At 67.5% G+C, this 25012-nt stretch carries 22 protein-coding genes and 1 tRNA gene; 14 read left to right on the plus strand and 9 right to left on the minus strand.

Going from position 1 to position 25012, the window contains the following annotated elements:
* Positions 1–68: 68 nt before the first annotated feature.
* On the minus strand, positions 69–1823 hold the full coding sequence (locus ACIA58_RS34720; protein ID WP_396408079.1) for a chitinase: 1755 nt from the start codon (positions 1821–1823) through the stop codon (positions 69–71).
* A 247-nt stretch (positions 1824–2070) separates the two neighbouring features.
* Here ACIA58_RS34720 and ACIA58_RS34725 point away from each other — a divergent pair, with 247 nt between their 5' ends.
* Positions 2071–5055, plus strand: coding sequence for a S8 family serine peptidase (locus ACIA58_RS34725; RefSeq protein ID WP_396408080.1), 2985 nt, complete (start codon positions 2071–2073; stop codon positions 5053–5055).
* 10 nt (positions 5056–5065) lie between these two features.
* Here ACIA58_RS34725 and ACIA58_RS34730 read toward each other — a convergent pair whose 3' ends face one another.
* Both ACIA58_RS34730 and ACIA58_RS34735 read right to left on the minus strand, forming a co-directional pair.
* Complete coding sequence (locus tag ACIA58_RS34730; RefSeq protein ID WP_396408081.1) at positions 5066–5812, minus strand: hypothetical protein; 747 nt, start codon at positions 5810–5812, stop codon at positions 5066–5068.
* 122 nt (positions 5813–5934) lie between these two features.
* Positions 5935–6366 (minus strand): hypothetical protein, encoded by a 432-nt coding sequence (locus ACIA58_RS34735; protein WP_396408082.1) that lies wholly within the window; start codon positions 6364–6366, stop codon positions 5935–5937.
* 164 nt (positions 6367–6530) lie between these two features.
* Here ACIA58_RS34735 and ACIA58_RS34740 point away from each other — a divergent pair, with 164 nt between their 5' ends.
* Genes ACIA58_RS34740 through ligD form a run of 3 tightly spaced genes read left to right on the plus strand, consistent with a single transcriptional unit; the run spans position 6531 to position 9847 of the window.
* Positions 6531–7709, plus strand: coding sequence for a helix-turn-helix domain-containing protein (locus tag ACIA58_RS34740; protein ID WP_396408083.1), 1179 nt, complete (start codon positions 6531–6533; stop codon positions 7707–7709).
* Positions 7710–8846, plus strand: a complete 1137-nt coding sequence (locus ACIA58_RS34745; RefSeq protein ID WP_396408084.1) for a branched-chain amino acid aminotransferase — start codon at positions 7710–7712, stop codon at positions 8844–8846.
* A gap of 35 nt (positions 8847–8881) precedes the next feature.
* Entirely contained in the window at positions 8882–9847 is a 966-nt protein-coding gene (ligD, locus tag ACIA58_RS34750) for a non-homologous end-joining DNA ligase (protein ID WP_396408085.1), read from the plus strand.
* Here the strand turns inward: ligD and ACIA58_RS34755 are convergent.
* Positions 9844–10446, minus strand: a complete 603-nt coding sequence (locus tag ACIA58_RS34755; RefSeq protein ID WP_396408086.1) for a TetR/AcrR family transcriptional regulator — start codon at positions 10444–10446, stop codon at positions 9844–9846. The two genes, ligD and ACIA58_RS34755, sit on opposite strands and share 4 nt — an antisense overlap.
* A gap of 85 nt (positions 10447–10531) precedes the next feature.
* Between ACIA58_RS34755 and ACIA58_RS34760 the strand changes: the two genes are divergently transcribed.
* Both ACIA58_RS34760 and ACIA58_RS34765 read left to right on the plus strand, forming a co-directional pair.
* A complete protein-coding gene (locus tag ACIA58_RS34760) occupies positions 10532–11878 on the plus strand; it encodes an FAD-dependent monooxygenase (protein ID WP_396408087.1) in 1347 nt (448 codons plus the stop codon).
* 9 nt (positions 11879–11887) lie between these two features.
* On the plus strand, positions 11888–12517 hold the full coding sequence (locus ACIA58_RS34765; RefSeq protein ID WP_396408088.1) for a nucleoside/nucleotide kinase family protein: 630 nt from the start codon (positions 11888–11890) through the stop codon (positions 12515–12517).
* Here the strand turns inward: ACIA58_RS34765 and ACIA58_RS34770 are convergent.
* The gene (locus ACIA58_RS34770) at positions 12504–13253 is read right to left on the minus strand and encodes a TetR/AcrR family transcriptional regulator (RefSeq protein ID WP_396408089.1); all 750 of its coding nucleotides are present in this window, start codon (positions 13251–13253) and stop codon (positions 12504–12506) included. The two genes, ACIA58_RS34765 and ACIA58_RS34770, sit on opposite strands and share 14 nt — an antisense overlap.
* Before the next feature lie 82 nt (positions 13254–13335).
* Here ACIA58_RS34770 and ACIA58_RS34775 point away from each other — a divergent pair, with 82 nt between their 5' ends.
* The 5 genes from ACIA58_RS34775 to ACIA58_RS34795 all read left to right on the plus strand — a co-directional run bounded on the left by ACIA58_RS34775 (position 13336) and on the right by ACIA58_RS34795 (position 17570).
* Positions 13336–14244 (plus strand): ATP-binding cassette domain-containing protein, encoded by a 909-nt coding sequence (locus ACIA58_RS34775; protein WP_396408090.1) that lies wholly within the window; start codon positions 13336–13338, stop codon positions 14242–14244.
* A gap of 11 nt (positions 14245–14255) precedes the next feature.
* Positions 14256–15029 (plus strand): ABC transporter permease, encoded by a 774-nt coding sequence (locus ACIA58_RS34780; protein WP_396408091.1) that lies wholly within the window; start codon positions 14256–14258, stop codon positions 15027–15029.
* 243 nt (positions 15030–15272) lie between these two features.
* Entirely contained in the window at positions 15273–15470 is a 198-nt protein-coding gene (locus ACIA58_RS34785; protein WP_396408092.1) for a hypothetical protein, read from the plus strand.
* 144 nt (positions 15471–15614) lie between these two features.
* A complete protein-coding gene (locus ACIA58_RS34790; protein WP_396408093.1) occupies positions 15615–15938 on the plus strand; it encodes a putative quinol monooxygenase in 324 nt (107 codons plus the stop codon).
* Positions 15939–15989: 51 nt separating this feature from the next.
* Positions 15990–17570 (plus strand): protease pro-enzyme activation domain-containing protein, encoded by a 1581-nt coding sequence (locus tag ACIA58_RS34795; RefSeq protein WP_396408094.1) that lies wholly within the window; start codon positions 15990–15992, stop codon positions 17568–17570.
* On the opposite strand, the gene ACIA58_RS34800 is transcribed toward ACIA58_RS34795, so the two are convergent.
* A complete protein-coding gene (locus tag ACIA58_RS34800; protein WP_396408095.1) occupies positions 17503–18150 on the minus strand; it encodes a GPR1/FUN34/YaaH family transporter in 648 nt (215 codons plus the stop codon). The genes ACIA58_RS34795 and ACIA58_RS34800 overlap by 68 nt on opposite strands.
* A 217-nt stretch (positions 18151–18367) precedes the next feature.
* Between ACIA58_RS34800 and ACIA58_RS34805 the strand changes: the two genes are divergently transcribed.
* Entirely contained in the window at positions 18368–19426 is a 1059-nt protein-coding gene (locus ACIA58_RS34805; RefSeq protein WP_396408096.1) for a zinc-dependent alcohol dehydrogenase family protein, read from the plus strand.
* A gap of 39 nt (positions 19427–19465) precedes the next feature.
* Here ACIA58_RS34805 and ACIA58_RS34810 read toward each other — a convergent pair.
* A tRNA-Met gene (locus ACIA58_RS34810) sits at positions 19466–19542 on the minus strand.
* Positions 19543–19646: 104 nt separating this feature from the next.
* Between ACIA58_RS34810 and ACIA58_RS34815 the strand changes: the two genes are divergently transcribed.
* Positions 19647–20612 (plus strand): GNAT family N-acetyltransferase, encoded by a 966-nt coding sequence (locus tag ACIA58_RS34815; protein WP_396408097.1) that lies wholly within the window; start codon positions 19647–19649, stop codon positions 20610–20612.
* Between the two features lie 119 nt (positions 20613–20731).
* Positions 20732–21301: a hypothetical protein gene (locus tag ACIA58_RS34820; protein WP_396408098.1), complete on the plus strand. Its 570-nt coding sequence runs from the start codon at positions 20732–20734 to the stop codon at positions 21299–21301.
* Positions 21302–21373: 72 nt separating this feature from the next.
* Here ACIA58_RS34820 and ACIA58_RS34825 read toward each other — a convergent pair whose 3' ends face one another.
* Both ACIA58_RS34825 and ACIA58_RS34830 read right to left on the minus strand, forming a co-directional pair.
* Positions 21374–24373 (minus strand): UPF0182 family protein, encoded by a 3000-nt coding sequence (locus tag ACIA58_RS34825; RefSeq protein ID WP_396408099.1) that lies wholly within the window; start codon positions 24371–24373, stop codon positions 21374–21376.
* Complete coding sequence (locus ACIA58_RS34830) at positions 24370–24987, minus strand: PPA1309 family protein (protein ID WP_396408100.1); 618 nt, start codon at positions 24985–24987, stop codon at positions 24370–24372. The genes ACIA58_RS34825 and ACIA58_RS34830 overlap by 4 nt, the downstream gene beginning before the upstream one ends.
* Between the last annotated feature and the right edge of the window lie 25 nt (positions 24988–25012).

Below are 25012 nucleotides of genomic sequence, written 5' to 3' on the forward strand. Positions count from 1 at the left end.
ATCCGTCATCCACAGGCCCTCGCCCGGTTCGCGAGGGGCTGATTCGCGAACCGGGCGAGAGGGGCGGCCTAGGGAAGGGCGTCGAGGTACGGCGCGTGGTTGTTCTGGAACTCCCAGTTGTAGTAGTGGTCCCAGTTGATCGACCACGTCATCAGCCCGCGGAAGCCCGGTGAAGCGCCGCCGCGGAGGCTGTAGCCGTCGCAGTTCTGGCCCTTCACCAAGCAGTCGAGCGCCTCGTGCACGGCTGCCGGGGCGGTGTAGCCGTTGCCCGCGCTGACTGCTGCCGGGAGCCCGATACCGATCTGGTCGTCGCGCAGTCCCGGGAACGTCTGTCCGGTGTTCGCCACCGGGAAGCCCGCCTTGACCATGTCGGTCATGGCGATGTGGAAGTCGGCGCCACCCATGGTGTGGTACTGGTTGTCCAGCCCCATCACGGGACCGGAGTTGTAGTCCTGGACGTGCAGGACGGTCAGGGAGTCCCGCAGCGCATGGATGACGGGCAGGTACGACCCGGTGCGGTTGTCGCCACCGCCCGCACCGCCGTAGAACTGGTAGCCGACCTGTACGAAGAACGTCTCCGGCGCCATCGTCAGCACGAAGCCGGATCCGTACTTCGCCTTCAGCGTCTTCAGCGCCGAGATGAGGTTGACGATCACCGGGGTGGTCGGGTTGCGGAAGTCGGTGTCACCGGCGTTGAGGTACAGCGAGTGCCCCTCGAAGTCGATGTCGAGCCCGTCCAGCCCGTAGCGGTCGATGATCGCGCTGACCGAGCTGACGAACGCGTCCCGCGCGGCGGTGGTGGTCAACTGCACCTGCCCGTTCGCACCGCCGATGGAGATCAGCACCTTCTTGCCGGCGGCCTGCTTGGCCCGGATCGCTGCGATGAACTCCGCGTCGCTCTCCACAGTCGGACACTCGGACGCTGGGCACCGGTTGAACCGGATGTCCCCCGACGTGACGCTTGTCGGCTCCCCGAAGGCCAGATCGATGATGTCCCACTGGTCCGGTACGTCTGCCATCCGCACGTACCCGGATCCGTTCGCGAAGCTCGCGTGGAGGTACCCGATCAGCGCATGCTTCGCCAGGCCAGTACTCGTACAGCCTCCCGTCGTACCACTAGTGGCTGCTGATCTGGCGGACTCACCAGCGCTGTTGTACGCCGCTACCGAATAGCTGTGGCTGCTGCACGCCTGGAGTCCGCTGATCGTGGCGGTAGTCCCAGCGACGGTCTGGACGACGCTGGTGCCTTCATAGACTCGGTAGCCGGTGACCGTGCCTGTCGCAGCCGGCCAGCTCAACGAGATAGCGGAGTTGGTCGCGCTGGTGACAGTCGGCGTACCAGGAGCGGTCGGAGCACCCGGTGTACCGCCAGGACCGTCCAGACTGAAGTCATCCGCCTGGTACGCCGGTTGCCCGTACCAGCCGTGCACATAGATCTGTGCGGACGTCTGACTCGCTCCGGTAGTAAAGGACAGACTCAGCTGCGTGAAGCTCTCGGCCGACGGCGTCCAGGTGGACGAACCACCTGTGACTCCGAGGTACACGTACGAGCCCCGCACCCAACCCGACAGCGTGTACGCCGTGTTGGGCTGGACCGACACGGTCTGACTGCATTGGGCGTAGTCGGAGCTCGTCACTCCACCGTTCAACGCAAAGCCACCGCTCCGCACCGGACTACTGACAACTGACCCGCCCGAGCAACTCCACCCACTCAACGAGCCACTCTCGAACCCGGGATTGCTCAGAATGTTCGCCGCCTGCGCCGGCACCGTGACACCGGCCAGCAACACCCCAATCACCACCGCAAGCCACCGTGCACGCATGAAGCCTCCTCGACGATCCATTTAGTAGAGAGCCTCCATAAATCTACGTCAATGCATCACCCACGGCGGGAACCCGACGCTGTCGGGATCCGGCCTGGTTGAGGTGGCGAGTTTTCGCCAGCGGCCAGTTGAAGCCAAAACGGTGTAGTCGGAGCGGCCGATTGGCAGGCTCTTCGGCGTCCGAGCTCGGGGGCGGGCGGCCGGGGCTACAGCCCGCGGCCAGGACAACATGCCGTGGAGGCATCACGTGAACCATCCCAACCTGCGCAGGCGCGCCGCTTTGCTGGCGGGCGCTGCGCTGATCACCACCGCCTTGGTGGCTCCACCAGGATCAGCAGCACCTCCCACCACCCCACACGGACGCTCGAGCTTCGCGCCCGGCCGGTACGTCGTGACGCTGGCCGACAAACCGCTGGCGACGTACCAGGGTGGGGTGACCGGGCTCAAGGCCACCAAGCCGGCGGCTGGTCGCAAGGTCGAGGTCAACAGCAGCAATGCGAAGGCGTACCGCTCCTTTCTGACCGGCAAGCACACACAGGTCGCTGGAGACGTGGGAGCCAAGGTCGACCACGACTACTCGACCACTCTGAACGGCTTCGCGGCTTCGCTGACCTCTAAGCAGGTCAACGAGCTCAGCAAGACGCCTGGTGTCGTCGCCGTCGTACCTGACCAGCTGCACGTCGCTCTGGACGACCGCAAGCCGACCGACTTCCTCAAGCTGTCCGGTAAGACCGGCGTCTGGAACGCACTCGGCGGTACCGCGACCGCCGGCCAAGGTGTCGTTGTCGGCGTCGTCGACACCGGCATCTGGCCGGAGAGCGCGTCCCTGTCCGGCCCGAAGCTCGGTACGAAGCCGCCGACCGCGGCGGACCCGTACCGTCCGTACCTGTCTGGCACGACGACCGTCATGGAGAAGGCCGACGGCAGCACCTTCACGGGCAGCTGCGAGGCCGGCGAGGACTTCACCGCCGACCAGTGCAACACCAAGCTGATCAGTGCGAAGTACTTCGGCGACGGCTGGCTCAGCCTGGTCCCGCCGGACCAGCGGGCCGACTACGTCTCACCGCGCGACGGTGAGGGACACGGGACCCACACCGCGACCACTGCGGCCGGCCGGGCCAACGTGGACGTCTCGGTCGGCGGTGTCGGCTTCGGCACCGTCACAGGTGTCGCTCCGGCCGCGAAGATCGCTGTGTACAAGGCGCTCTGGTCCGGCAAGGACGGACAGAACTCCGGCGGCCTCACCTCCGACATCCTGGCTGCCATCGACCAGGCGGTCGCGGACGGCGTCGACGTCATCAACTACTCGGTCGGCTCGATCTTCGAGTCCGAGCACACCGATCCGATCCAGCTGGCCTTCCTGTCCGCCGCTTCGGCCGGTGTCTTCGTCTCCGCGGCCGGTGGCAACTCAGGTCCGGACGCGTCCACGCTGGACAACACCTCCCCCTGGGTGACCACGGTCGGCGCCAGCACGGTCGCGCCGTACGAAGGGACCGTCGTGCTGGGCAACGGCCAGAAGTACGCCGGCCTGAGCACGACCGTGGCGATGCCGACCGGCAGCAAGCCGCTGGTCAGCCCGGCCGCGGTCAAAAGCGCGGGCGCCAGCGACGCCGACGCACTGCTGTGTATGGCGAACACTCTGGACCCGAGCAAGACGGCCGGGAAGATCGTCGCGTGTGAACGGGGCGTCAATGCCCGGGTGGACAAGTCCACCGAGGTCAAGCGCGCGGGTGGTGCCGGGATGGTGCTGCTCAACCTGTTCCCGCAGGACGTGGTCGGCGACTCCCACGCCGTACCGACTGTGCACGTCAACGCACCGGACGCGCTGTCGGTGAAGTCCTACGCCACGCAGGACGGTGCAACCGCTGAGCTCGTCCCTGGGAACACAACCAGCACCAAGACGCCGTACCCCCAGATGGCCGACTTCTCGTCGCGCGGTCCTTCGCTGGCGAGCCATGGCAACCTCCTGAAGCCCGACCTCGCTGCGCCGGGTGTGAACGTGCTGGCCGCTGTCGCGCCACCCACCAACAACGGACAGAGCTACGCGTTCCTCTCCGGTACGTCGATGGCCGCGCCGCACGTGGCAGGGCTGGCAGCGCTCTACCTGTCGAAGCACCCGGACTGGTCACCGATGGCAGTCAAGTCGGCCCTGATGACCACAGCCGGGAACGTACTCACTTCGACCGGAGTTGTCGACACCAACCCGTTCGACGCCGGCGCCGGCGAGGTGCAGCCGTCCAAGATGCTGGACCCCGGTCTGGTCTACGACTCGGGTGACGCGGACTGGCTGGGCTACCTGGAGGGCAGTGGCGTCAACACCGGCACCGGAGTACCTGCGATCAACCCGAGCGACTACAACGCTCCGTCGATCGCGGTCGGCCAGTTGCTGGGCACTCAGACCATCACCCGGCGCGTGACCGCAGTGGCTCCGGGCCTGTACCGGGCGACGGTCTCGGTACCGGGGATGAAGGCAGTGGTGACACCGTCGATCCTGAACTTCACGGAGGCCGGCCAGACCAAGACCTTCAAGGTGAAGCTCACTCTGGACACCGGTGACTCCGGTGCGACCACCAGCGGTTGGCTGACCTGGCAGGGCGCTGGGAAGACAGTGCGGAGCCCGATCGTCGCCGTACCCACGTCGGTCCTCGCACCGACCGCGGTGACCGGCTCGGGCGCCGCCGGCTCGGCGTCCTTCACTGCCACGGCCGGCAAGGCCGGCGCACCGATCCACTCGTACGGCGTGGTCTCGGCTCCCCTGGTGGCCGGCGCTGTGCCCGCAGGTGCTGCGGACGCCGATCTGCCGGACTACCCGGTGACGGCGACCGCACAGACCAAGGCGGTGCAGTGGAACATCAAGACCGTGGACCCGGCCGGCAGTATCTGGCTGGTGCTCTACAAGGTCGTGAACGGTCAGAAGCAGTTCCTCTCGTTCATCGGTGACGGCTCGAACCAGGCGTCAGCCAGCCTGCCTGCACCCGCGGCCGGCGTCTGGGGCGTCCTGGCGATCACCCTGTCCAATCCGCCCGGTGCGGACACGACGGAGTACACGATGCAGACCAACGTCGTGACCGCGTCGTCGGGGAACACGCTCAAGGTGTCGCCTCCGGCGGCTCCGGCGGCGTTCAAGCCCTTCCAGGTCACCGCGTCCTGGTCCGGGCTTCCGACGGACAGGCGCTCCACCGGGTTCGTCGAGTTTCCGAACCGGGCCGGGACGGTGGTGACGATCAACTAGCGTCAGGACACTAGATCCAGCGGCGGCGGGCGGCCTGAACGCCCGCCTGGAACCGGGTCTGCGCGCCGAGAGCATCCATCAGCGCGCGGACCCGGCGCTGGGTCGTCCGCGGACTGATCCGCAACCGCCTGCTGATCATGTCGTCGGTCGCTCCGCCGGCCAGCAGCAACAGAATGTCCCGATCCGGCTCGCTGAGCGCCGGAACCTCACCGCTCGCGAGCAACGCGGGCATCGGGATCGCCAGCGCCCACAGCATCTCGAACGTCGCGATCAACCCGTCCAGCAGGCCCGACGAACGGATCAGCAGGTTCGACTCGGCCGGCGCCCGCTTCGTCAGCCCGATCAGTGCGGTGTGGTCGTCCCCCACCGCCATCTTCATCGGCACCTGTGCCAGCACCCGGCTGACCTCACCGGCCGTCTGCAACTCCGGGAGCACGCCCATGATGTCCTCGGACTCGAAGACCTCGGTCCCGTAGATCGCCCGGTACCCGATCCCGTCGGCCAGACGGTCCAGCTCGAGCTTCTGCTGGGTCGACGGCGGCGTCACGTACGGCGGCCGGTCCAGCACCCGGACCTCGTGAACGGACCCGAGCTGCAGCTCCTCGTACGCCCGCAGCAGCGTCGGTCCGTCCTCGATCAGCTCGATCTGGTTCCCTTCGAGGACCGGCGTGCCCCGACGCCCCCGCAGGTCCTCGGCCACACTCTGCAACCGCGCCAGCTGCACATCCAGCTCGTCGAGCGGATCGACCACCACCATCACCCCTCACCGACGCCAAACGTCCTCACACTAAACCGCGTGAAGTAACCCGGGCAGCCGGATCTCACAGCGGGCATGCTCCGGTCGTGCGGAGACCCGGGCCGTGCTGCTGCGCGGGGGTGCTACGGGCCGCACGCGAGACAGGGCCAGGGCCTGCCGCAGCGCGAACACCTGCCGTCGACGGCAGGACCCGGCAGCCAGACGGCGGGCCCCACCCCACCGCGGTCGCCGCTGTCGGCGCGGTCTGCGCGGTCTGCGCGGTCTGCGCGGCTGGTGGGGCCGGTGGGCTCCGGTGTGGCATCGCGGACGGGCGGACCGCTGACGCGGAACGGCTGGAGGTCCTGGACCCAGTGGAGTCGAGTGCGACCTCCAGTGGCGTGAGCGGTCAGCAGGGCGTCGATGCCGGCGTCCCAGGTGGACGTGCCGGGGTGTGGGCCGCGCCAGCGGAGAGTGGCTGCGCCGTCGGACCACTCCACGCCCTCGGCGAGGATCGCGGTGGGGTTGGTGTGTCGGATCAGGCGGAAGAGGCGAGCCTGTCGCTGCAGTGTGTTCACCTCTTCAGAATCACCAGAGGGGGCTGTGCACAACAGGTGTGGGCTGTGGGCTGCGGGAACAGCCCACAACCCACATGTCCTTGTTTTCCACGGTTTTTGTCGGCGAGGGCTTGTAGCTTCCCGGTACGCACCACATGAGCTCGAAGCGCGAACGGGGTGATCCTGTGACCGAGACATCTACCCAGACATCTACCCAGACATCTACTTTCGGCACGCACTTGCGGCAGTCCAGGCAGGCGGCCGGCCTGAGCCTGCGGCAACTGGCAGCCCGCGTCGGGTACGACCACAGCTATCTGTCGCAGGTGGAGCGCGGGCAGCGGCCGGGCTCTGCGGACTTGGCGCGGCTCTGCGACCGTGAGCTCGGCACTGGCGACCAGCTGACTGTCACCTTCGAGCGAAGGCATTCCCGCACCGAGCGACCGGGTCAGACACCAGGCGTCGCCGATCCGTTGGAGCTGGCGTGGCAAGGGCTGGTCGCAGGTGCCGGCGTTGCCGAGCAGCCCACTGCGCTCGACGACTTTCGTAGCATTCCTCCGGCTGCGCTGCTGCCCGAGCTGGTGAGCGAGCTGCAGCTGCTGCAGGCCCGCGGCGTCGACGAGGTGCACGCGGTCGAGCTGAGCATCCTGATCGCCGAGACGCTCGCCGGGCTTGGCGAGCGACACTCGGCGAGGCGTTGGTGGTGGGCCGCGCAAGCAGCCGCTGCTGGGGACACGGCACTCTCCGCGCTTGTCTACGCGAGGGAGGCGATCACTGGGCTCGCCGAGCGACGTCCGTTGCCACCTTTGCTGGAGCTGGCCGACAGAGCCTTGGTGCGCCAGTCGCCAAGCGCCGTGGCCCACGCGGCGCGGGCGCTGGTCCTGGCTGAGCTCGGGCGGAGCGAGGAGACGCATCAGGCGCTGCAGGTGCTTGTGGGTATCGGCGACGAGGCCCTCGTCACTGCCGCGCGACCCACCGACTGGATCCCGTACCAGCTGCACTGGGCCGAGGGACGGGTGTGCGCACGACTGGGGTACGGCGTGCCTGGCTGCGTCCTCCTGGAGCGAGCTCGCGAGCTCTGCCCGGAGCGTTGGGTCGGCGAGCGCGCCAGGCTCGACCTGGGGTTGGCCGAGTGTCTGGCTGTCGCCGGAGAGGTCGCGGCCGGCGTGGCCACGGCTCTCAGGGTTCTGGTCGAGCTGCCGGACGAGTGGCACGACCTCTGGGTGCACGACGCTGCCGATCGAGTGCTCCGCGTCGTGCCGGAGAGCGATCGCGGCGCAGTGGAGCTACGGAGGCTGCTGTCCCCCAAGGCCGGAGTGTGGGCAGTGGGTCGAGCTGGAGGTGAGGGCAGGGGTAGCGTGCGGTGAGTGACAGGTGAACAGCGGACAACGGTGGTTACAGACAAGTGGGACTTCGCGGTCGAGCTGCGGAGTGACCCGGCCAGCGCAGAGGCTCGGGCGGCCGTGCTCGCGGACCCGGCGTTCGGGCAGTCGTTCACCGACCACATGGTGGTAGCCGACTGGACTGTGGATCGCGGCTGGCATGACGCCAAGGTGACGGGGTACGCACCGCTGTCGCTGAGTCCTGCGGCGGCTGTCTTCCACTACTCGCAGGAGATCTTCGAGGGACTCAAGGCCTACCGGCACCCGGACGGGTCGGTGTGGGCCTTCCGCCCGGACCGGAACGCGGCCCGCTTCACCGCAAGTGCGGAGCGGCTGGCGTTGCCGCAAGTGCCGGAGGACGAGTTCGTCGCGGCACTGCGAGCGCTGATGACCGTTGACGAGGCCTGGGTGCCGTCAGCCAAGGACGGCGAGACCAGTCTGTATCTCCGGCCGTACATGATCGCCACCGAGGCCGCGCTCAGTGTGCGTCCGTCGCACGAGGTGCTGTTCGGCGTCATCGCATCGCCGGCCGGCCCGTACTTCAACACCGGCCCCAAGCCGGTCTCCATCTGGCTCACGACCTCGACCATCCGCGCGACGCCGGGCGGGACAGGCGCAGCCAAGTGCGGCGGCAACTACGCGTCCAGCCTGGCCGGCCTGGCTGAGGCAGTGGCGAACGGCTGCGACCAGGTCGCGTTCGTCGACGCCGTCGAGCACAAGTGGCTCGAGGAGATCGGCAGCATGAACATGTTCTTCGTGTACGCCGACGGCCACATCGCCACCCCCGAGCTGTCCGGCTCGATCCTTGAAGGCGTCACCCGCGCATCGGTGCTCGAGCTCGCCGCCGACCTCGGCCATCCCGTCGAGGAGCGCCGCATCTCCGCCGACGAGTGGCGCGACGGCGTACGGCGAGGCGAGATCACCGAGGTCTTCGCCTCCGGCACGGCCGCCGTCATCACCCCGATCGGCCGCCTCGCGTGGCCCGACGGCGATCTGACCATCGGCGACCACTCCGTCGACCACGGCGTCGGCCCGGTCACCGCCAAGATCCGCTCCACGCTGCTCGACCTCCAGTACGGCCGCACTCCCGACACCCGCGGCTGGCTCACACGGCTGGCTTGATGCCGTTTGTCCCCAGCGCCGGTTAGGTTGGCGTCATGGCCGAGTCCAAGGGCAAGTCTCCGGCGATCGAGCTGGAGGTTGGCGAGCGTACGGTCCGGATCTCGAATCCGGACCGCGTGTACTTCCCTGCCCGCGGCGAGACCAAGCTGGACCTGGTCAAGTACTACCTGTCCGTCGGCGACGGCATCGTCAACGCGCTCCGCGAGCGGCCGTGCATGATGCACCGGTTCCCCGAGGGCGTCGCGGGCGAGAAGGTCCACCAGAAGCGGTTGCCGCACGGCGCGCCGCCCTGGATGGAGACGGTCCGGGTCAAGTTCCCGCGGTACAACCGCACCGCCGACGAGCTGTGCGTCACCGAGATCGCGCACGTGGCCTGGGCGGTGCAGATGTCGACGGTCGAGTTCCACCCGTGGAACTCCCGTCGCGCCGACACCGAGAAGCCCGACGAGTGGCGCATCGACCTCGACCCGATGCCCGACTGCCCCTTCGACCGGGTGCGCCAGGTCGCGCACGTCGCCCACGAAGTACTCGAGGAGCTCGGCGCGGTCGGCTACCCGAAGACGTCCGGCGGTTCGGGGATCCACATCTACGTCCGCGTCGAGTCGGCGTACGGCTTCTCCGACGTACGGCGGGCCGCGCTCGCGTTCGCCCGTGAGGTCGAGCGGCGCGCTCCGGACGACGTGACGACGACCTGGTGGCGCAAGGACCGCGATCCGAAGAAGCTGTTCGTCGACTACAACCAGAACGCCCGCGACCACACGATCGCCAGCGCGTACTCCGTTCGCGGCAACCCCGAAGGCACCGTGTCGACGCCGATCCACTGGGACGAGATCGACAACGTGAACCCGAAGGACTTCACGATCGAGACGGTTCCGGCCCGGTACGCCGAGCTCGGCGACCTGCACGCGGACATCGACGACAACGTCTACTCGCTGGCCACCCTGATGGAGTGGGCGGAGCGCGACGAGCGCGACGGCGCCGAAGCTCCGCCAGAGGACTAACCAACCAGCCCGTGGTGCAGGAGGTTGGTCAACGTATCGATCGCTGCCTCGTCGGTGATCGTCTGGCCGTTCGCCGGGTTCACCACCAGCCAGGTGTAGGCGAAGCCTTCCATCAACGCGTTCATCGCCGAGATCGCGACGAGCGGATCAGCGGGCGGATGAGGCAGGTGGGAGAAGTGCTGGATCATGTGCTGGTCGTCGTCCGCCATGATCTGCTGCAGTCGCCGCCCGAGCTCCGGATCCACCATCGCGGCCTGCTTGACCGCGATCATCTCCGGCAGATGCGCCTGGTAGAACCGCCAGAACGCAGCCACGTGCCACCGGATCGCTGACAGCTTGCTGAAGTCGGCGTCGTGCCCGGCGACGTCGACGACCGCCTCGTCCGCCTCCAGCAGCATGTCCTTGAGCAGCGCCTCGAGCAGCTCTTCCTTGCCCGCGAAGTGGTTGTAGAACGACCCCGTCGCGCGGCCCGCCGCCGCGGTGATGTCGGTGATCTTCGTGTTCAGGTAGCCGCGCTCGGCGAAGACTTCGCGCGCGGCCTGCTTCAGTGCCACCTCGGTCCCGGCAGCCCGCTGCCGGCGACTCACCGTGTCCGTCACGACAACCTCCTCTTGACACCGAACCCTAGCCAGGTTCAAACTGAATCTAAATTCAGTGAATCATAGTTCAGTCAAGGAGACCATGATGAACGTGCTGATCGCGGGCGCCGGACCGACCGGACTGACCCTGGGGATCGAGCTGGCCCGGCGCGGCATCGAGGTCCGCGTGATCGACAAGGCGACCGAGTTCTTCAACGGATCGCGCGGCGACGGCCTGCAGCCGCGGACCCTGGAGGTGTTCGAGGACCTCGGCGTACTGGACCAGGTGCTGGCGCAGAGCATCGCGATCCCGCTGATGAAGATCTACCTCGACGGCGAACTGGTCGGCGAGCGCCGGATGGCCGAGCCCGTCGACCCCGCCCCCGACATTCCGTACCCGAACGCCCGGATGCTCGGCCAGTCGCGGACCGAGAAGATCCTGCGCGACAAGCTCGCGGAGTACGGCGTGAACGTCGAACTGGACACCGCGATCGTCGGCTTCAGCCAGACCGACGACGCGGTCACCGCCGAACTCTCCACCGGTGAGACCGTCGAGGTCGACTACCTGGTCGGCGCGGACGGCGGCAAGAGCTTCGTCCGCAAACAGCTCGGGATCGCGTTCGAAGGCACCACCGACGAGTCGATCCGGACTCTGCTCGGCGACGTCGCCGCGGACGGCCTCGACCACGAGGTCGGCTACTGGTTCGCGGCCAAGGACAACCCGATGGCCGGGATCGCGATGACTCCGCTGTCGGGTGGCGACCAGTTCCAGTTCGGTGCACCGCTCGACCCGGACGACGCCGACACCTCGATCGAGGGCCTGCAGGCGCTCGTGGACAAGTACGCCGGCGCGGGTACTGCGAAGCTCCGCGACCTGACCTGGTCGACCGTCTGGCGGCCGAACGTGCGCCTGGCCGCGAAGTTCCGGGTGGGCCGGGTCTTCATCGCCGGCGACGCCGCCCACGTGCACCCGCCGACCGGCGGACAGGGCCTGAACACCGGTGTCCAGGACGCGTACAACCTCGGCTGGAAGTTGGCCGACGGACGCGAAGAGGTGCTGGCGACCTACGAGACCGAGCGCCGGACCAACGCCATGCGGGTGCTCGGCATCAGCGAGGACCTGATGCAGAAGCATGTCGAAGGCGACGAGTCGGCGATGGAGCGCGGCGAGAACACCCGCCAGCTGGACGTCTCGTACCGCGACCCGTCGGACACCCGCCCGCTCGTCTCCGGCGACCGCGCACCCGACGCTCCGTTGGTAGATGCCTCCGGCAACAAGGTCCGCCTGTTCGAGCTGTTCCGCGGCCCGCACGAGACCCTGCTGCGCTTCTCCCCCGCCACCCCGTCGACCCACCCGCACGCCGTCGAGATCACCTCGCCGGAGGCGTTCGCGATCTACCACGCGCAGCCGGGCGACGAGATCCTGATCCGTCCGGACGGTTACCTCGCTTAGGATTTTCGGATGCAGACCCTGGAATCAGCCGCCGCCTACGAGCGTGCCGCCGAGTTGGCGACACGTGGGCGGCGGCAGATCCTGGGGATCACCGGGGCGCCGGCGGCGGGCAAGTCGACGTACGCCGAGCAGCTCGCCGCCAAGCTGACCGCGGACGGCCACAAGGTCGCGCTGGTGCCGATGGACGGCTACCACCTCGCGCAGTCGGTGCTCGATGGCCTCGGCCTCGCGGACGTGAAGGGCGCGCCGCACACCTTCGACGGGTACGGCTTCGTCGCCTTGCTCCGAAGGCTGAAGGAATCGCCGGACGAGCAGATCTGGGCGCCGCGGTTCGACCGCAGCATCGAGGACTCGATCGCCGCAAGTATCGGCGTCGCGCCGGAGGTCACGCTGGTACTGACCGAGGGGAACTACCTGCTTCTGGACGAGCCGCCCTGGACCACCGTCCGCTCCCTGCTCGACCAGTGCTGGTACGTCGAAGTACCCGAACCACTCCGGCACGCACGACTCGAGGCCAGGCATCGGCTCTTCGGCAGATCACCCGAGGAAGCACACGAGCGCACACACGGCTCCGACGAACGCAACGCCCACCTGATCGCCGCCACCGCACCGGCGGCCGACGCGATCATTCACCCTTGACGCACACCCGATCGATGAACGCGGCGACACCGTCCAGGTACAGCTGCAGACCGAAGTCGAAATCGGCCTCGTTGTCCTCCTCGAAGCTCCCGACCTCGTCGAACACGCCGGCCTCGACCGTGCGCGCGACCGCTGGATAGACGCGCGGATCGGCCACCCGCCGCAGCGTCGAGCCGAACCGCCGAAAGGCGTCGGGGTTGTCCGCGTAACCGACGGCCAGGTCGAACGCCATCCGGATCTCGCCCTGCACGTAGGTGATGAGCCCCATCACCACGCCGACCTTCGCCTCCTCCGGCAGACCGGTGTCCTTCAGCACGCCCAGCGCGGAGTCGAACCAGGCCAGGTTGTTCGGGCCGGCCGGCGGACCTGAGATCGGAACCTTCGCGTACCACCTGTGCCGACGGATCGCCGTGAGCACGCCGTCCGCCCAGAACGTCAGCCCGGTCCGCCAGTCGACGCCCTCGGGCATCGGATCCGGCCGCTCGAGCGCGGCGTCCGACATGATCACGAGCAGCTCGTCCTTGCTCTTCACGTGCCGGTAGAGCGCCATCGTCGAATTGCCCAGCCGCTCGGCGACGCGAGCCATGGAGACGGCGGCCAGGTCCTCGGCATCGGCGATCTCGATCGCGGCCCGGACGATGTCGTCGAGCGTCAGCGACGGCTTCGGCCCGCGCCGAGGCGTCTCCCGCAACCGCCACATCGCCGCGACGTCCGCCGGCAGCTCGTCGTTCTCCACCGGGTCAGTTTAGGGCTTGCCGGATCCCATTGCGTACCTGCTACGCTATTTAGCGTATCCAATACGCAGTAAGGAGGGGACCATGATCGTCGAGGCAACCGGGCTCCGGAAGTCGTACGGCGCGACCGACGTGCTGGCCGGGGTCGACCTGAGCATCGAGGAGGGGTCGGTGCTCGCCCTGCTCGGCCCGAACGGCGCCGGCAAGACCACTGCAGTGCGCATCCTGACCACGCTGACCAGACCTGACGCCGGTACGGCGACCATCGCCGGGTACGACGTAATCCGCGAGCCGGCCCGCGTCCGCGGAGCGATCAGCCTGACCGGGCAGTACGCCGCGGTCGACGAGAACCAGACCGGTCGGGAGAACCTGGTCATGGTCGGCCGGCTGATGCATCTCGGTCGGAGCGGCGCACGGCGTCGTACAGCTGAGCTGCTGGACCAGTTCGGTCTCACCGACGCGATGGACCGGCGCGTGAAGACGTACTCCGGGGGCATGCGGCGCAAGCTCGACCTGGCGATGAGCCTGATCGCACAGCCGCAGGTGATCTTCCTCGACGAGCCGACGACCGGACTCGATCCGGCGAGTCGATCGGCGATGTGGGACGCGATCGTCGACCTGGTCCGCGACGGTACGACGATCCTGCTCACCACGCAGTACCTCGAGGAGGCGGACCGGCTGGCGGACCGGATCCTGCTGCTCGACCACGGGCGGATCGTCGCGAGCGGTACGGCCGATGCGCTCAAGGCCCAGATCGGCGGCGAGCGGATCGAGCTGCGGTTCGCCGACGAAGTTCAGCTGCTGAAAGCGACCGGAGTACTCGACACAGGCGCCGGAGTCGCCGACGCACTGGTGCTGAATGTTCCGTCCGACGGTACGGCGGCGCACCTGCACCACGTGCTCGACGTACTCCGGGACAACGGACTGGAGCCGGACCGGGTCTCGTCGCACCGACCGACGCTCGACGACGTGTTTCTCGCTCTGACGGCCTGAGGGGTTTGCTGATGTCACACCAGGGAGTTGTCGCCGCATGGTCGGACGCGGCGACCATGATCGATCGCAGCGTGCGGCTGGCGCGGCGCAACGTCGACACGCTGTTCGCGTCGGTCCTGATGCCGTTGCTGATGATGGCGCTGTTCGTCTACGTGTTCGGCGGTGCGATCAACACGGGTACGGAGTACGTCAACTACGTCGTGCCGGGGATCCTTCTGCTCACCACCGGGTACGGCGCCGCGTCGACGGCGATGGCGGTCGCCGACGACATGAACAGCGGGATGATCGACCGGCTGCGATCGCTGCCGATCCACAGCTTCGCCGTACTGACCGGACACGTGGTTGCGAGTGTGGCGCGCAACGCAGCGTCGACGGCGATCGTCATCCTCGCCTCGGTGGCCATGGGCTTCCGGCCTGGCGGCGGAGTGCTCGACTGGCTCGCGGCGATCGGCCTGCTGTTGCTGTACGTCGTCGCACTGTCGTGGCTGGCCGCGGGGCTCGGCGTGATCGCGAAGTCGGTCGAGTCGGCCAGCACACTCAGCTTCTTCATGCTGTTCCTGCCGTATCTGAGCAGTGCGTTCGTGCCACCCGAGTCGATGCCTTCGTGGTTGCGACCGATCAGCGAGCACCAGCCGATCACTCCGGTGATCGAGACCATCCGCAGTTTGCTGACCGGGACGCCGATGAACAACATCGCGCGACTCGCACTGGCGTGGTGTTCCGGTCTGCTCCTGTTCTCGATCGTGCTGGCCACTTCGCTCTATCGCAGACGCAACAGCCGCTGAGCGCAGGACTTGTACCGCTCAGCGAACGATGCGCGCCGAAACTGCCGAGCGTGACCCCTTGGTCGAGTTAACGTCAAAGTCCCCCCCAACGTGTGGTGGTCCCACTCCCCCCGGGACCCACACGGACGAGCGCCCCGATCACTGATCGGGGCGCTTTGTTTTGCAGGTTTTTCTGGCGACGTGTCGAATCCGGCCGACCTGGTCCGACGTATCAGTAAGAGCGACCAAAGGGAGAGGGTCAGGATGAACATCACCACCGACACCAGGAACATGATCGTCACCATGCTGGCCGAGGGCAGCCCGGTCTGGTACGTCGCCGGCATGGTCAAGATGCGCAATCACGACGTCTACACAGTCGGCCGAGAAGCCGGCTACCCGGACAAGGCGCAACTGCGCCGAGCCGTCTGGGCGGCCAGGAACCGCACACTGCAAGCTGCCTGACCACCTGTCCCAGGCCGCTCGAGCCGCTGCCTGCCCCACCGTCGGGGCGGACAGCGGCTTTTGTTATCTCAGATTGCGACCCGCGGTCGGTGCTGAGCCCGCTAGCCTGTGTCCCGGTCCCATCGATCCAGCGGAGGAAGCCTGATGATCTTCATCACCGCCAAGTTCCGGGTGAAGCCTGAGCACGCCGACAACTGGCCGTCCATCACCGCCGACTTCACCGCGGCGACCCGCTCCGAACCGGGCTGCCTGTGGTTCGACTGGTCCCGCTCGCTCGACGACGCGAACGAGTACGTGCTGGTAGAGGCCTTCGCCGACGACGAAGCCGCCACCCACCACGTCACCTCGGACCACTTCAAGGCCGCCCAGCAACACCTTCCCCCGCACCTGGTCGAGACTCCCCGCATCGTCAACTTCAAACTCCCCCAGGACGACTGGTCCGAGCTGGGCGAACTTGCCGTGAAGTAACCTCATGACCCCGTAGGGTGACCGGGTCGGTCGCTCACACGGGGAGAGATCTTGCTCAGGACTGTTGCCGCACTGGCGGCGGGCTGCGCGGCCGTGGCACTCGTCGGCACGGCGCCGGGGCCACAAGTCCGAGACTCCTCGCACATTCAGGTGTGGCTCGAGCCGGATCTGGTTGGGGCTGCGCAGTTCGCCAGTGCCGTCTCCACGCCCGGCAGTCCTCAGTTCCACCGCTACTTGAGTCCGGACGCGTACACGGCCCGGTTCGGTCCCTCCACCTCGCAGGCGAAGGCAGTGGCCGATTGGCTGACCGCGGCGGGCATGTCCGACGTGCGGGTCAGCAGTGAGCGTGACTACGTCTCCGCTTCAGGGCCGGCGTCGGCGCTCGCAGTACCGAAGTCGCTTGAGCCGGGCGTCCTCGGCGTGACCGGGCTCGGGACGTCCACAGCGCCTGCGGCGCAGACAACAGCCGCGCGGGTGCCCACGTGCTCCCGCTACTGGGCGGAGCACGTGCGTGCCTTCAGCCCGGCGTACCGAGGACTGACGAAGGGTTCCCTGCCGGTTTGCGGATACTCAGCTCGGCAGTTGCGTGCTGCCTACGGAGCGACGTGGGCCTTTGCCGGGAAGGGCCAGACCATCGCCCTGACCGAGGGCGAAGCTCCGACGGCGATGTTCCAGACACTGCGGGAGTACGCGCGGAGAAACCACCTTCCGGCGCCGAAGGCCAGTCAGTTCCGTGAGATCCATCTCCCGGGCGGCAGTGATTGCAGCACGCGCATCGCCGCGCAGTACAGCGACGAAGCGGAGATGGACTCGGAGGCCGTCTACGCGATGGCGCCCGGCGCCAGCCAGCTGATGGTCGTCGGCGGCGGCTGCGACGAAGACCAGGCGCTCCTCAACGCGGCCCTCGCCGTACTGACCGGCGACGGGCATCGGCCGAGCGCCTCGATCGTCTCCAACTCCTGGCAGATCCCGATCGGCGACCTGCCTCCGGAGACCGTGCACGCGATCACCGTCCGGGCTGTCGCCGAAGGCGTCGGCATGTACTTCTCCTCCGGCGACACACCTGGCCTCACGACGACCGCCTCGGACCCGTTCGTGACGGCAGTCGGCGGTACGACGCTGGGCCTCGGCGCGGCGAGCAACCGGGTGTTCGAGACCGGCTGGTCGAACAACACCGCGATGGCTGACGAGGGCCAGTGGAGCGATGCCGACGGGCAGTATCAGACGCAGGTGAATGCCGGGACGAGCCTCGCCGCCCCGCTGGTCGCGGGCCTGGTGGCCGACGCACAGCAGGGACGGCGGTCGAGCTTCGGATTCATCAACCCGCTCATCTACCGTCTGCACGGCACACGAGCGTTCCACGACATCCTTCCGGTCACAGCGGCGATGCCCCAGCAGAACCGAGCCGCGGTCACGCCGGCCACCGCCACAGACAGCGCGACAGTCGACGTCTTCGACTCCAAGGGCCCCGACACCGACCAGGTCACCGCCAAGGGCTATGACACCGTCACCGGCGTTGGGACCCCCAACGGTCTGGCGTTCATCCTCGGTCTACGCCTGACGGCTAGTCACGAACCAGCGGCTGTCCGAGCGGAAGCGCTTTGCCGCCCGTTGCCTGCGATGCCGAGTTGAAGAACAGATAGATACCCACAGCGGCGAAGACGAATACCACCACGCCGGCGACCTTCAGCACGCCGGCTGATTGCTGCAGCGTGCCGATCAGGACGAGCACCAATGCGATCTCGATGAGCGCGAACAGCACCGAGTAGGCAGTCGGCAACCGAAGCGTGGCCAAGGTGAGCATCCCGATGACCACCAGCCAGGAGATCAGGTACAAGGCCTGCGTGTGCAGCGCGTCCGCCGCGACGATGCCGAACCAGTTGTGCGTCAGTCCCAGCACAAGCATTCCGTAGCTCAGCCAGAATCCCGCGAAGATGCCGAACACCCCGGCCACCGCGCTCTGGCCGACAGCTGCCGACCACACGGCAGCGATCGCCAGGCCGAGACCGGTGGCAGCGACGATGATCGGAAGCGAGGCTCCGACGGCTGCTGCGGGCACGTAGCCGACAAGTACGAGACCCAGCGCGACCGATCCCACGATGAAACTGGGCAGACCGATCAGGGACGGGTCTCCGGTCACGGCTGGAGCCGCAGTCTCGGCGGCAGGTGGTTCGGTTCGGACACTGTGGGCGTCAGCATCGATAGCGGTCATGGCGAGCTCCTTTCGGGGTGCATCCCCGGCAGTGATCAGTTTCACCACCTCCTGGCCAGGGAGCCTGTCTCGATTTGAGAGGCCCAGCCCGGGCCGCGCTCACCGTCTCAAGATGAGATGCCCGTCCGTACGCAGCGGTGTGACCATCCGTTAGGTACCGGTGCGCGCCCTTGGTGCCGATCGAGTCACCTGCGTGGCCGATGAGAGGGGACTGCCGATGAAGGCTCTCGTGTACCACGGACCTGGCCAGAAGGCCTGGGAAGAGGTTCCGAATCCCGCGATCAAGGACCCGACCGACGCGATCGTCAAGGTCGAGGCCACCACCATCTGCGGCACCGATCTGCACATCCTCAAAGGCGATGTGGCCGCCGTGACCGACGGGCGGATCCTCGGCCACGAGGGAGTCGGCGTGGTCACCGAGGTCGGCTCGGGCTGCAAGAACGTGAAGGTCGGCGACCGGGTCATCATCTCCTGCATCAGCAAATGCGGGACCTGTGACTACTGCCTGGCCGGCCTGCCCTCGCACTGCAAGACGCTGGGCGGTATCGGCTGGATCTTCGGGCACCTCATCGACGGGACCCAGGCCGAGTACGTGCGCGTCCCGTACGCCGACAACGGCCTGATCCCGCTTCCCGAGGGTGTCTCGCCCGAAGCGGGCGCCATGCTGAGCGACATCCTCCCCACCGGCTACGAGATCGGCGTCCTCAACGGCGCCGTCAAGAGCGGGGACGTGGTCGCCGTCATCGGCGCCGGGCCCGTCGGGCTCGCCGCGATCATGACCGCCCGCACAGCCGGCGCCACGGCCGTCATCGCCGCCGACACCAACAAGTTCCGGCTCGATCAGTCACGTGACTTCGGGGCGACCGAGACCCTCGAGGTGAGCGCCGGCGAGAACGTCGCGGAGGCGCTACGCAGGCTCAGTCCCGACGGGCTGGGCGTCGACGTCGCCATCGAGGCCGTCGGCCTCCCCGCAACCTTCGGCGCCGCCCTCGAGTCGGTCCGTCCCGGCGGTCACGTCGCCAACGTCGGAGTGCACGGCGAGAGCGTGGAGTTCCCGATCGAGCGGCACTGGATCAACAACCTCACCATCACCACCGGCCTGGTCAACGCCACCACCGCGCCAGAACTCCTCAAAGACATCAAGAAGGGCGCCATCGCCCCGGAGAAGTTCGTGACGCACCGATTCACCTTCGACGAGTTCGACCTCGCCTACGACACCTTCACCAACGCCGCCGAACAAGAAGCCCTCAAGGTCATCATCACAGCCACCTCGTAAACAAGGCGAAGGCCCGGACCTGTTGGTCCGGGCCTTCTGTGGTAGCGGGGGCAGGATTTGAACCTGCGACCTCTGGGTTATGAGCCCAGCGAGCTACCGAGCTGCTCCACCCCGCGCCGTTGTGTCTTTAGTTTAGAGGATCCGGGCTGAGCAACCAAATCGGCTCCCGGAGTGGCGGAAACCCGTGTTCGCCACGGGTGGATCGGCGTACCTTCCGAGTATGTCCCGACACGTCATCCGTCCGTTCGAGGAGGCGGATCTGGCGGCCGCCGCCAGTCTGCTCGCCCAACGGCACCGGGCGCACCGCAAGCGTCACCCTCTGCTGCCGGCGGAGTACGAGGACGAGCGGCTCGCCCTGGTCGAAGTGACCGCGGCCTGGGAGAGCGAGGGCGCGTCCGGCGCGGTCATGGTCGAGGGCGGCGAGGTCACCGGCTATCTCCTCGCTGCGCCCAAGCCGTCGCCGGTCTGGGGCCCGAACATCTGGGTCGAGGCCGCCGGTCACGCCGTCCGTGAGCCAGAACACATCCGGGACCTGTACGGCGCTGCCGCCGCGAAGTGGGTCGACGACGGCAACATCGCGCACTACGTGCTGGTGCCTGACGACGCCGAGCTGATCGATGCCTGGTTCCGGCTGGCGTTCGGCTCGCAGCACGCGCACGCGGTCCGCCCGGTGCCGGACACTCCCTTGCCTCCGGCCCCCGATCTCGTCGTACGACGTGCTGCCCGCGCGGACATCCCTGTGCTCGCGGAGCTCGATCTCGCGCTGCCCCAGCACCAGGGCCTGTCGCCGGTGTTCTCGTCCGGGGAGATGCCGACACTCGAGGAGGCGGTGGCGGACTGGGAGGAGTCGATCGACGACCAGGACTACGCGACCTTCGTTGCTGAGCACAACGGTCAGGTCATCGGTTCCGCGATCGGGTGTTCGCTGGACAAGTCGAGTTCGCACGCCGGGCTGGCCAAGCCGGACAACGCCGGCTTCCTCGGGTTCGCCGCCGTGCTGCCGTCGGCGCGAGGGCTGGGCGCCGGACGCGCACTGGGCGAGACCGTGCTGCAGTGGTCGGCCGACACCGGGTACACGTCGGTGGTGACCGACTGGCGGGTGACGAACCTGTTGTCGTCGCGGGCGTGGCCGCGGCTCGGGTTCCGGCAGACGTTCCATCGGCTGCACCGGCTGATCGGCCACTGACCGCTGGTTTGTCCACAGGTTCGAATTCGCGTGTCCGGACGCGGGCCGATCGCTGCATCTTCTTGGGCATGAAGGCGTCTCGCAGCAGGCGAGGCGCCCCCTTCCCCAGGAGGCAGCCCATGTCGCGTTCAACGCTTCGTTCCCGAGCCGTGCCGTCCGCCCGTCGTATCGTGATCGGGACCGCGGTCGTCCTGGCCTCACTCGGGCTCTCGACGACCGTCCCTGCCTCAGCGACATCGACGTACTCCGCGGCATCTCCATCGACCGAGCAGAGGGCTGGCACCTTGGACGGCTTCGTGATCGAGAACCTTCCCGACGGCATCGGGACGCCGACCGACTTCGAGTACGAGTGGGAGGACGTCTCGTTCCGCAGCCGGGTCTGGGAGACCGGGCCGGATCCGGAGGGTGCGTACAAGGTCGACCTGACCGTGAAGACCGTCCGCGGCGAGAAGCTGACCGATCTCGAGGCCCTGAAGAATTTCCTCGTCGAGTACGAGGAGAAGGATCCGGACGCGTGGCAGTTGACCCCGGTCAAGGTGGGTGGGTACGACGGTCTGTTCGCGGGCGACGAGGTGTTCTACTTCATCGCGCCGGGCGTCGCGGCCGAGGTGACGATCGACCACGAGCGGTTCACCGACGAGGACGTGCTCGACACCGCCGCCGGCTTCCACCCGGAGACCAACACCTGATGCCCTAGGCGACAGAACGGGGCGGCGACCCGACAGTTGTCGGTGTCGCCGCCCCGGGAAGCACCCTGCGACTCAGCCTGCCGGAGAGCTCGGTGGGCTCGACGGTGTCGTCGAGGTTGCCGGTGTCGACGGAGTGTTGCTCGGCGACCCCGAGGGCTTCGGCGTCGGCGTCGGTGTCACCACCGCACCGGCGGCCACGGCCTTGTCGATTGCTGCCTTCATCTTGTTGACGTTCGTCTGGTAACCGGTGAGGTCGCCCTTCTTCAAGGCATCCTGAGCGGCCGTGTACGCGGCCTGCGCGTCCGCGAGCGCCTGCTTGACCGTCTGGTTCTGCTGGTTTGCCGGTGGCGTCTTGGTGCCTGGAGGGTTCTCACCCGTGTCCACGTTGGTATTGAAGACCTTGTTCAAGGCGTCTTGCAGCGTGGATCCGTAGGCGACCCCATCACCGAAGGACACCAGGACGTATCTCAGCACGGGATAACTACCAGGTCCGCTGGTCCGCACCGAGTAGACCGGCTGGACATAGAGCAGACCACCGCCGAGTGGCAGCGTCAGCAGGTTGCCGTACTGGGCCCTGGCGCCACTGCTCGGTTGGTTGATCGGGAGCAGCGCCTGTCTGATGCCTTCGTCGGTCTGGAACTTGTTGTAGACCTGCCCCGGACCAGGTATCTGCAGGTTGCCGGGTAGTCGCAGTATTCGGAACTTGCCGTAGTCCGGTGAGGTCGCCTCGGAATCGACGGCCATGAAGGCAGTGAGATTCTCCCGTTCGGCGTTCGGCACATAGACCGACGTGAGCGAGAACTTCGGGTCGGACTGATCAGGCATCCGCAACGACAGATAGAAGGGAGGCTGGCTGATATGCGTCGAGGAGTCGCCGCTGGACGAGACCGCGGTCGGGTCGTCCGGGACGCGCCACAGGTCGCTGTTCTGGTACCAGGTGCCGGCGTCGGTGACGTGGTACTTCGCCAGCAGGTCACGCTGCACCTTGAACATGTCCTCCGGGTAGCGCAGGTGCGACATCAGAGCCGGCGAGATGTCGGCGCGCGGCTTGACCGTGCCCGGGAACGCCTTCATCCACGTCTTCAGCACCGGGTCGTTCTCGTCCCAGGCGTACAGCTGGACCGAGCCGTCGTAGGCATTGACCACTGCCTTGACCGAGTTGCGGATGTAGTTGATCTTCTCGCTCGGCTGCTGCGCGATCGTGCCGCGGCCGGTGGTGGTGTCCCGGGTGCTGACGTCCAGCGCGACCTTCTCGGAGTACGGGTAGTTGTCCGAGGTGGTGTAGCCGTCGACGATCCAGACCACCTGGCCGTCCACGATCGCCGGGTACGGGTCACCGTCCGGCGTGAGCCACGGGGCCGCCTTCTCGACCCGCTCGCGAGGGGTGCGGTCGTAGAGGATCTTCGAATCCGAGTTCACCCGGCTCGACAGCAGGATGTTCGCGTCCCGGAACTTGGTTGCGTAGAGCAACCGGTTGCCGAACGACCCGATCGAGACACCGCCCTTGCCGTGGTAGGTGTTCAGCGTCGGGTCGCCACCGGTCTTGCCTTCCGGGGTGTCGAGCTCGACCGGCTGGACCCCGTCCGGGCCTCCGACGATCGAGTAGTCCGGGGACTGCTCGCCGAAGTAGATCCGTGGTTCGTAGTCACCCAACTGACCGGTCGGCGGCAGGTCCTTCTCGGTCCAGACCGGCGTGCCGTCCGGGGCCCGCTGGTTGCCGTTCGCGGCGACGACGCCGTAGCCGTGGGTATAGACGGTGTGGTCGTTGTTCCAGTTGCGCTGGCCGGCGGGCAACCGGTCGACCTGCACCTCACGGACGGCGATGACGGTGTCGTTGGTCTTCCCACCGATCTTGTACCGGTCGACATCCAGATCCGTCGGGAACGAGTAGAAGCCACGCACCTGCTGGAGCTGCTCGAAGGTAGGTCCGACCACACTCGGGTCGATCAGCCGGATGCCGGGCAGCACCTCGGTGTCCTGCAGCAGTTCGGTCGGCGTCGCCGTCGTTTTGGCCTGGTAGTCGGTGACCTCGGTCCCCGCGAGCCCGTAGGCATCCCGGGTGGCCTCGATGTTCTTGGTGATGTACGGCCCTTCCTTCACCGGCTCACTCGGCCGCACCCGCAACTGCTGGAGGGCAGCCGGCCAAAGAGCGCCGAGGAGGATCGCCGACAGGATCAGCACGACCGTGCCGACACCCGGCAGCAGCCAGGTCCGGCGGACCACGTTCGCGAAGAAGAGGCCCGCACAGAGGACCGCTATGACGGCCAGGATCTCTTTGCTGGGCAGGATCGCGTTGTCACCGGTATAGGAGATACCGGTGAAGAGCCGACTGTCCGATGTCGTCAGGCCGAAGCGGTCCAGCCAGTAGCTGAAGGCCTTGAGCAGCACCAGCAGACCGAGCAGAACGGAGAACTGCACCTGCGCCGCACCGGAGGCCTTCTGGCCCTTCGCCGACGGGCGGAAGCCGCCGTACAGGTAGTGCGTGATGATCGCGGCGACCAGCGACAGCAGGACGATCGAGTAGCCGAAGCCGAGCAGCACGCGCAGCCACGGGTAGTCGAAGACGAAGAACGCGATGTCCTTGTTGAAGTGCTTGTCGGTGACGCCGAAGGAGGTCCGGTTCTTCCAGGCGAGGAAGACCTTCCACTCTCCGGACGCGGCCGAGCCGCCGAAGACCAGCATCAGGGTCGCGACCACCCCGACGGCGATCTTGCCGTGCTGCTGCAGCAGGTCGCCGTACCGCTCGAAGCCCGGGCTGGGCGACGGTGCCAGCGCGACGCGGGGGCGGGTCCGGAACGCGACGATGATGTTCGCCACCACCGCCCCGGCCATCAGCAGACCGACGATCACGAACAGCAGGACCCGCGTGCCGAGCACAGTGCTGAAGACCGAGCCGAGGTCGACCGAGCGGTACCAGAGCCGTTGGGTCCAGACGTCGGTGAAGACGCTGAAGAGGATCAGCAGGACGATCAGGGTTGCGATCGTCGGCAGCAGGGCCCGAGGACGTCCCCCCGTTCGCCGCGATCTGCGCGCCGGCTGCTCTTCCGGCATGTCGTAGACGCCGTCGCTCATCGTCGCTTCTCCTCGTCGTCACTCATGCCGTCGACCCCAGGACCGTCGCCCGGCCGGCTGCCGACCGAAGGTTCGAATGTCAAAGACAGTACTTCGCACAGCGTGGGGACCAAGTCCACGCCGGTGAGCACCGCGCTGTCCTGGTCGTGCTCGCGCAGACGAACGGCGCCGAACCGGCTGCCTTCGCGGAGCACCGCGGCGACCATGCGGACCTCGTGCCGGCGGGGATCGCTGCCGGCCAGTTGGGCCAGTTGGGAGTCGGACTCGACGCTGGACAGGCCGGCCTCGGCCGACGCCGGGAGAACGATTCGCTCGATCGCTAGCGCGCAGCCGGCGACTCCGTCGGGCCACTCGATCCGGCCCAGCGCATCGGCCAGGTTGTCGTCCTCGAGGCCACCGGGAAGCTCACCTTGGGCGACCGGCGTCAAGGGCTGGGAGGCGTCATCGGCTCCGAGCTGCGCGGCCAGTTGCGGTTCGGCGCGGAGCAGCTCCTCGGTCGGAACCAGCGCGAACAACTGCGCGGGCTGGTCCCAGCCCGCGCTGCTCACGTGCTTCTCGATCTCGATCACCGCGCGGTTGAGCGCGTCAGGAGGCAGCGTGCCTACGGAGTCCATGCCGGCAGATCTTCCCTTCGGGTCA

The sequence above is a fragment of the Kribbella sp. NPDC051586 genome (assembly GCF_044453965.1).
In the GTDB taxonomy this organism is placed as follows: domain Bacteria; phylum Actinomycetota; class Actinomycetes; order Propionibacteriales; family Kribbellaceae; genus Kribbella.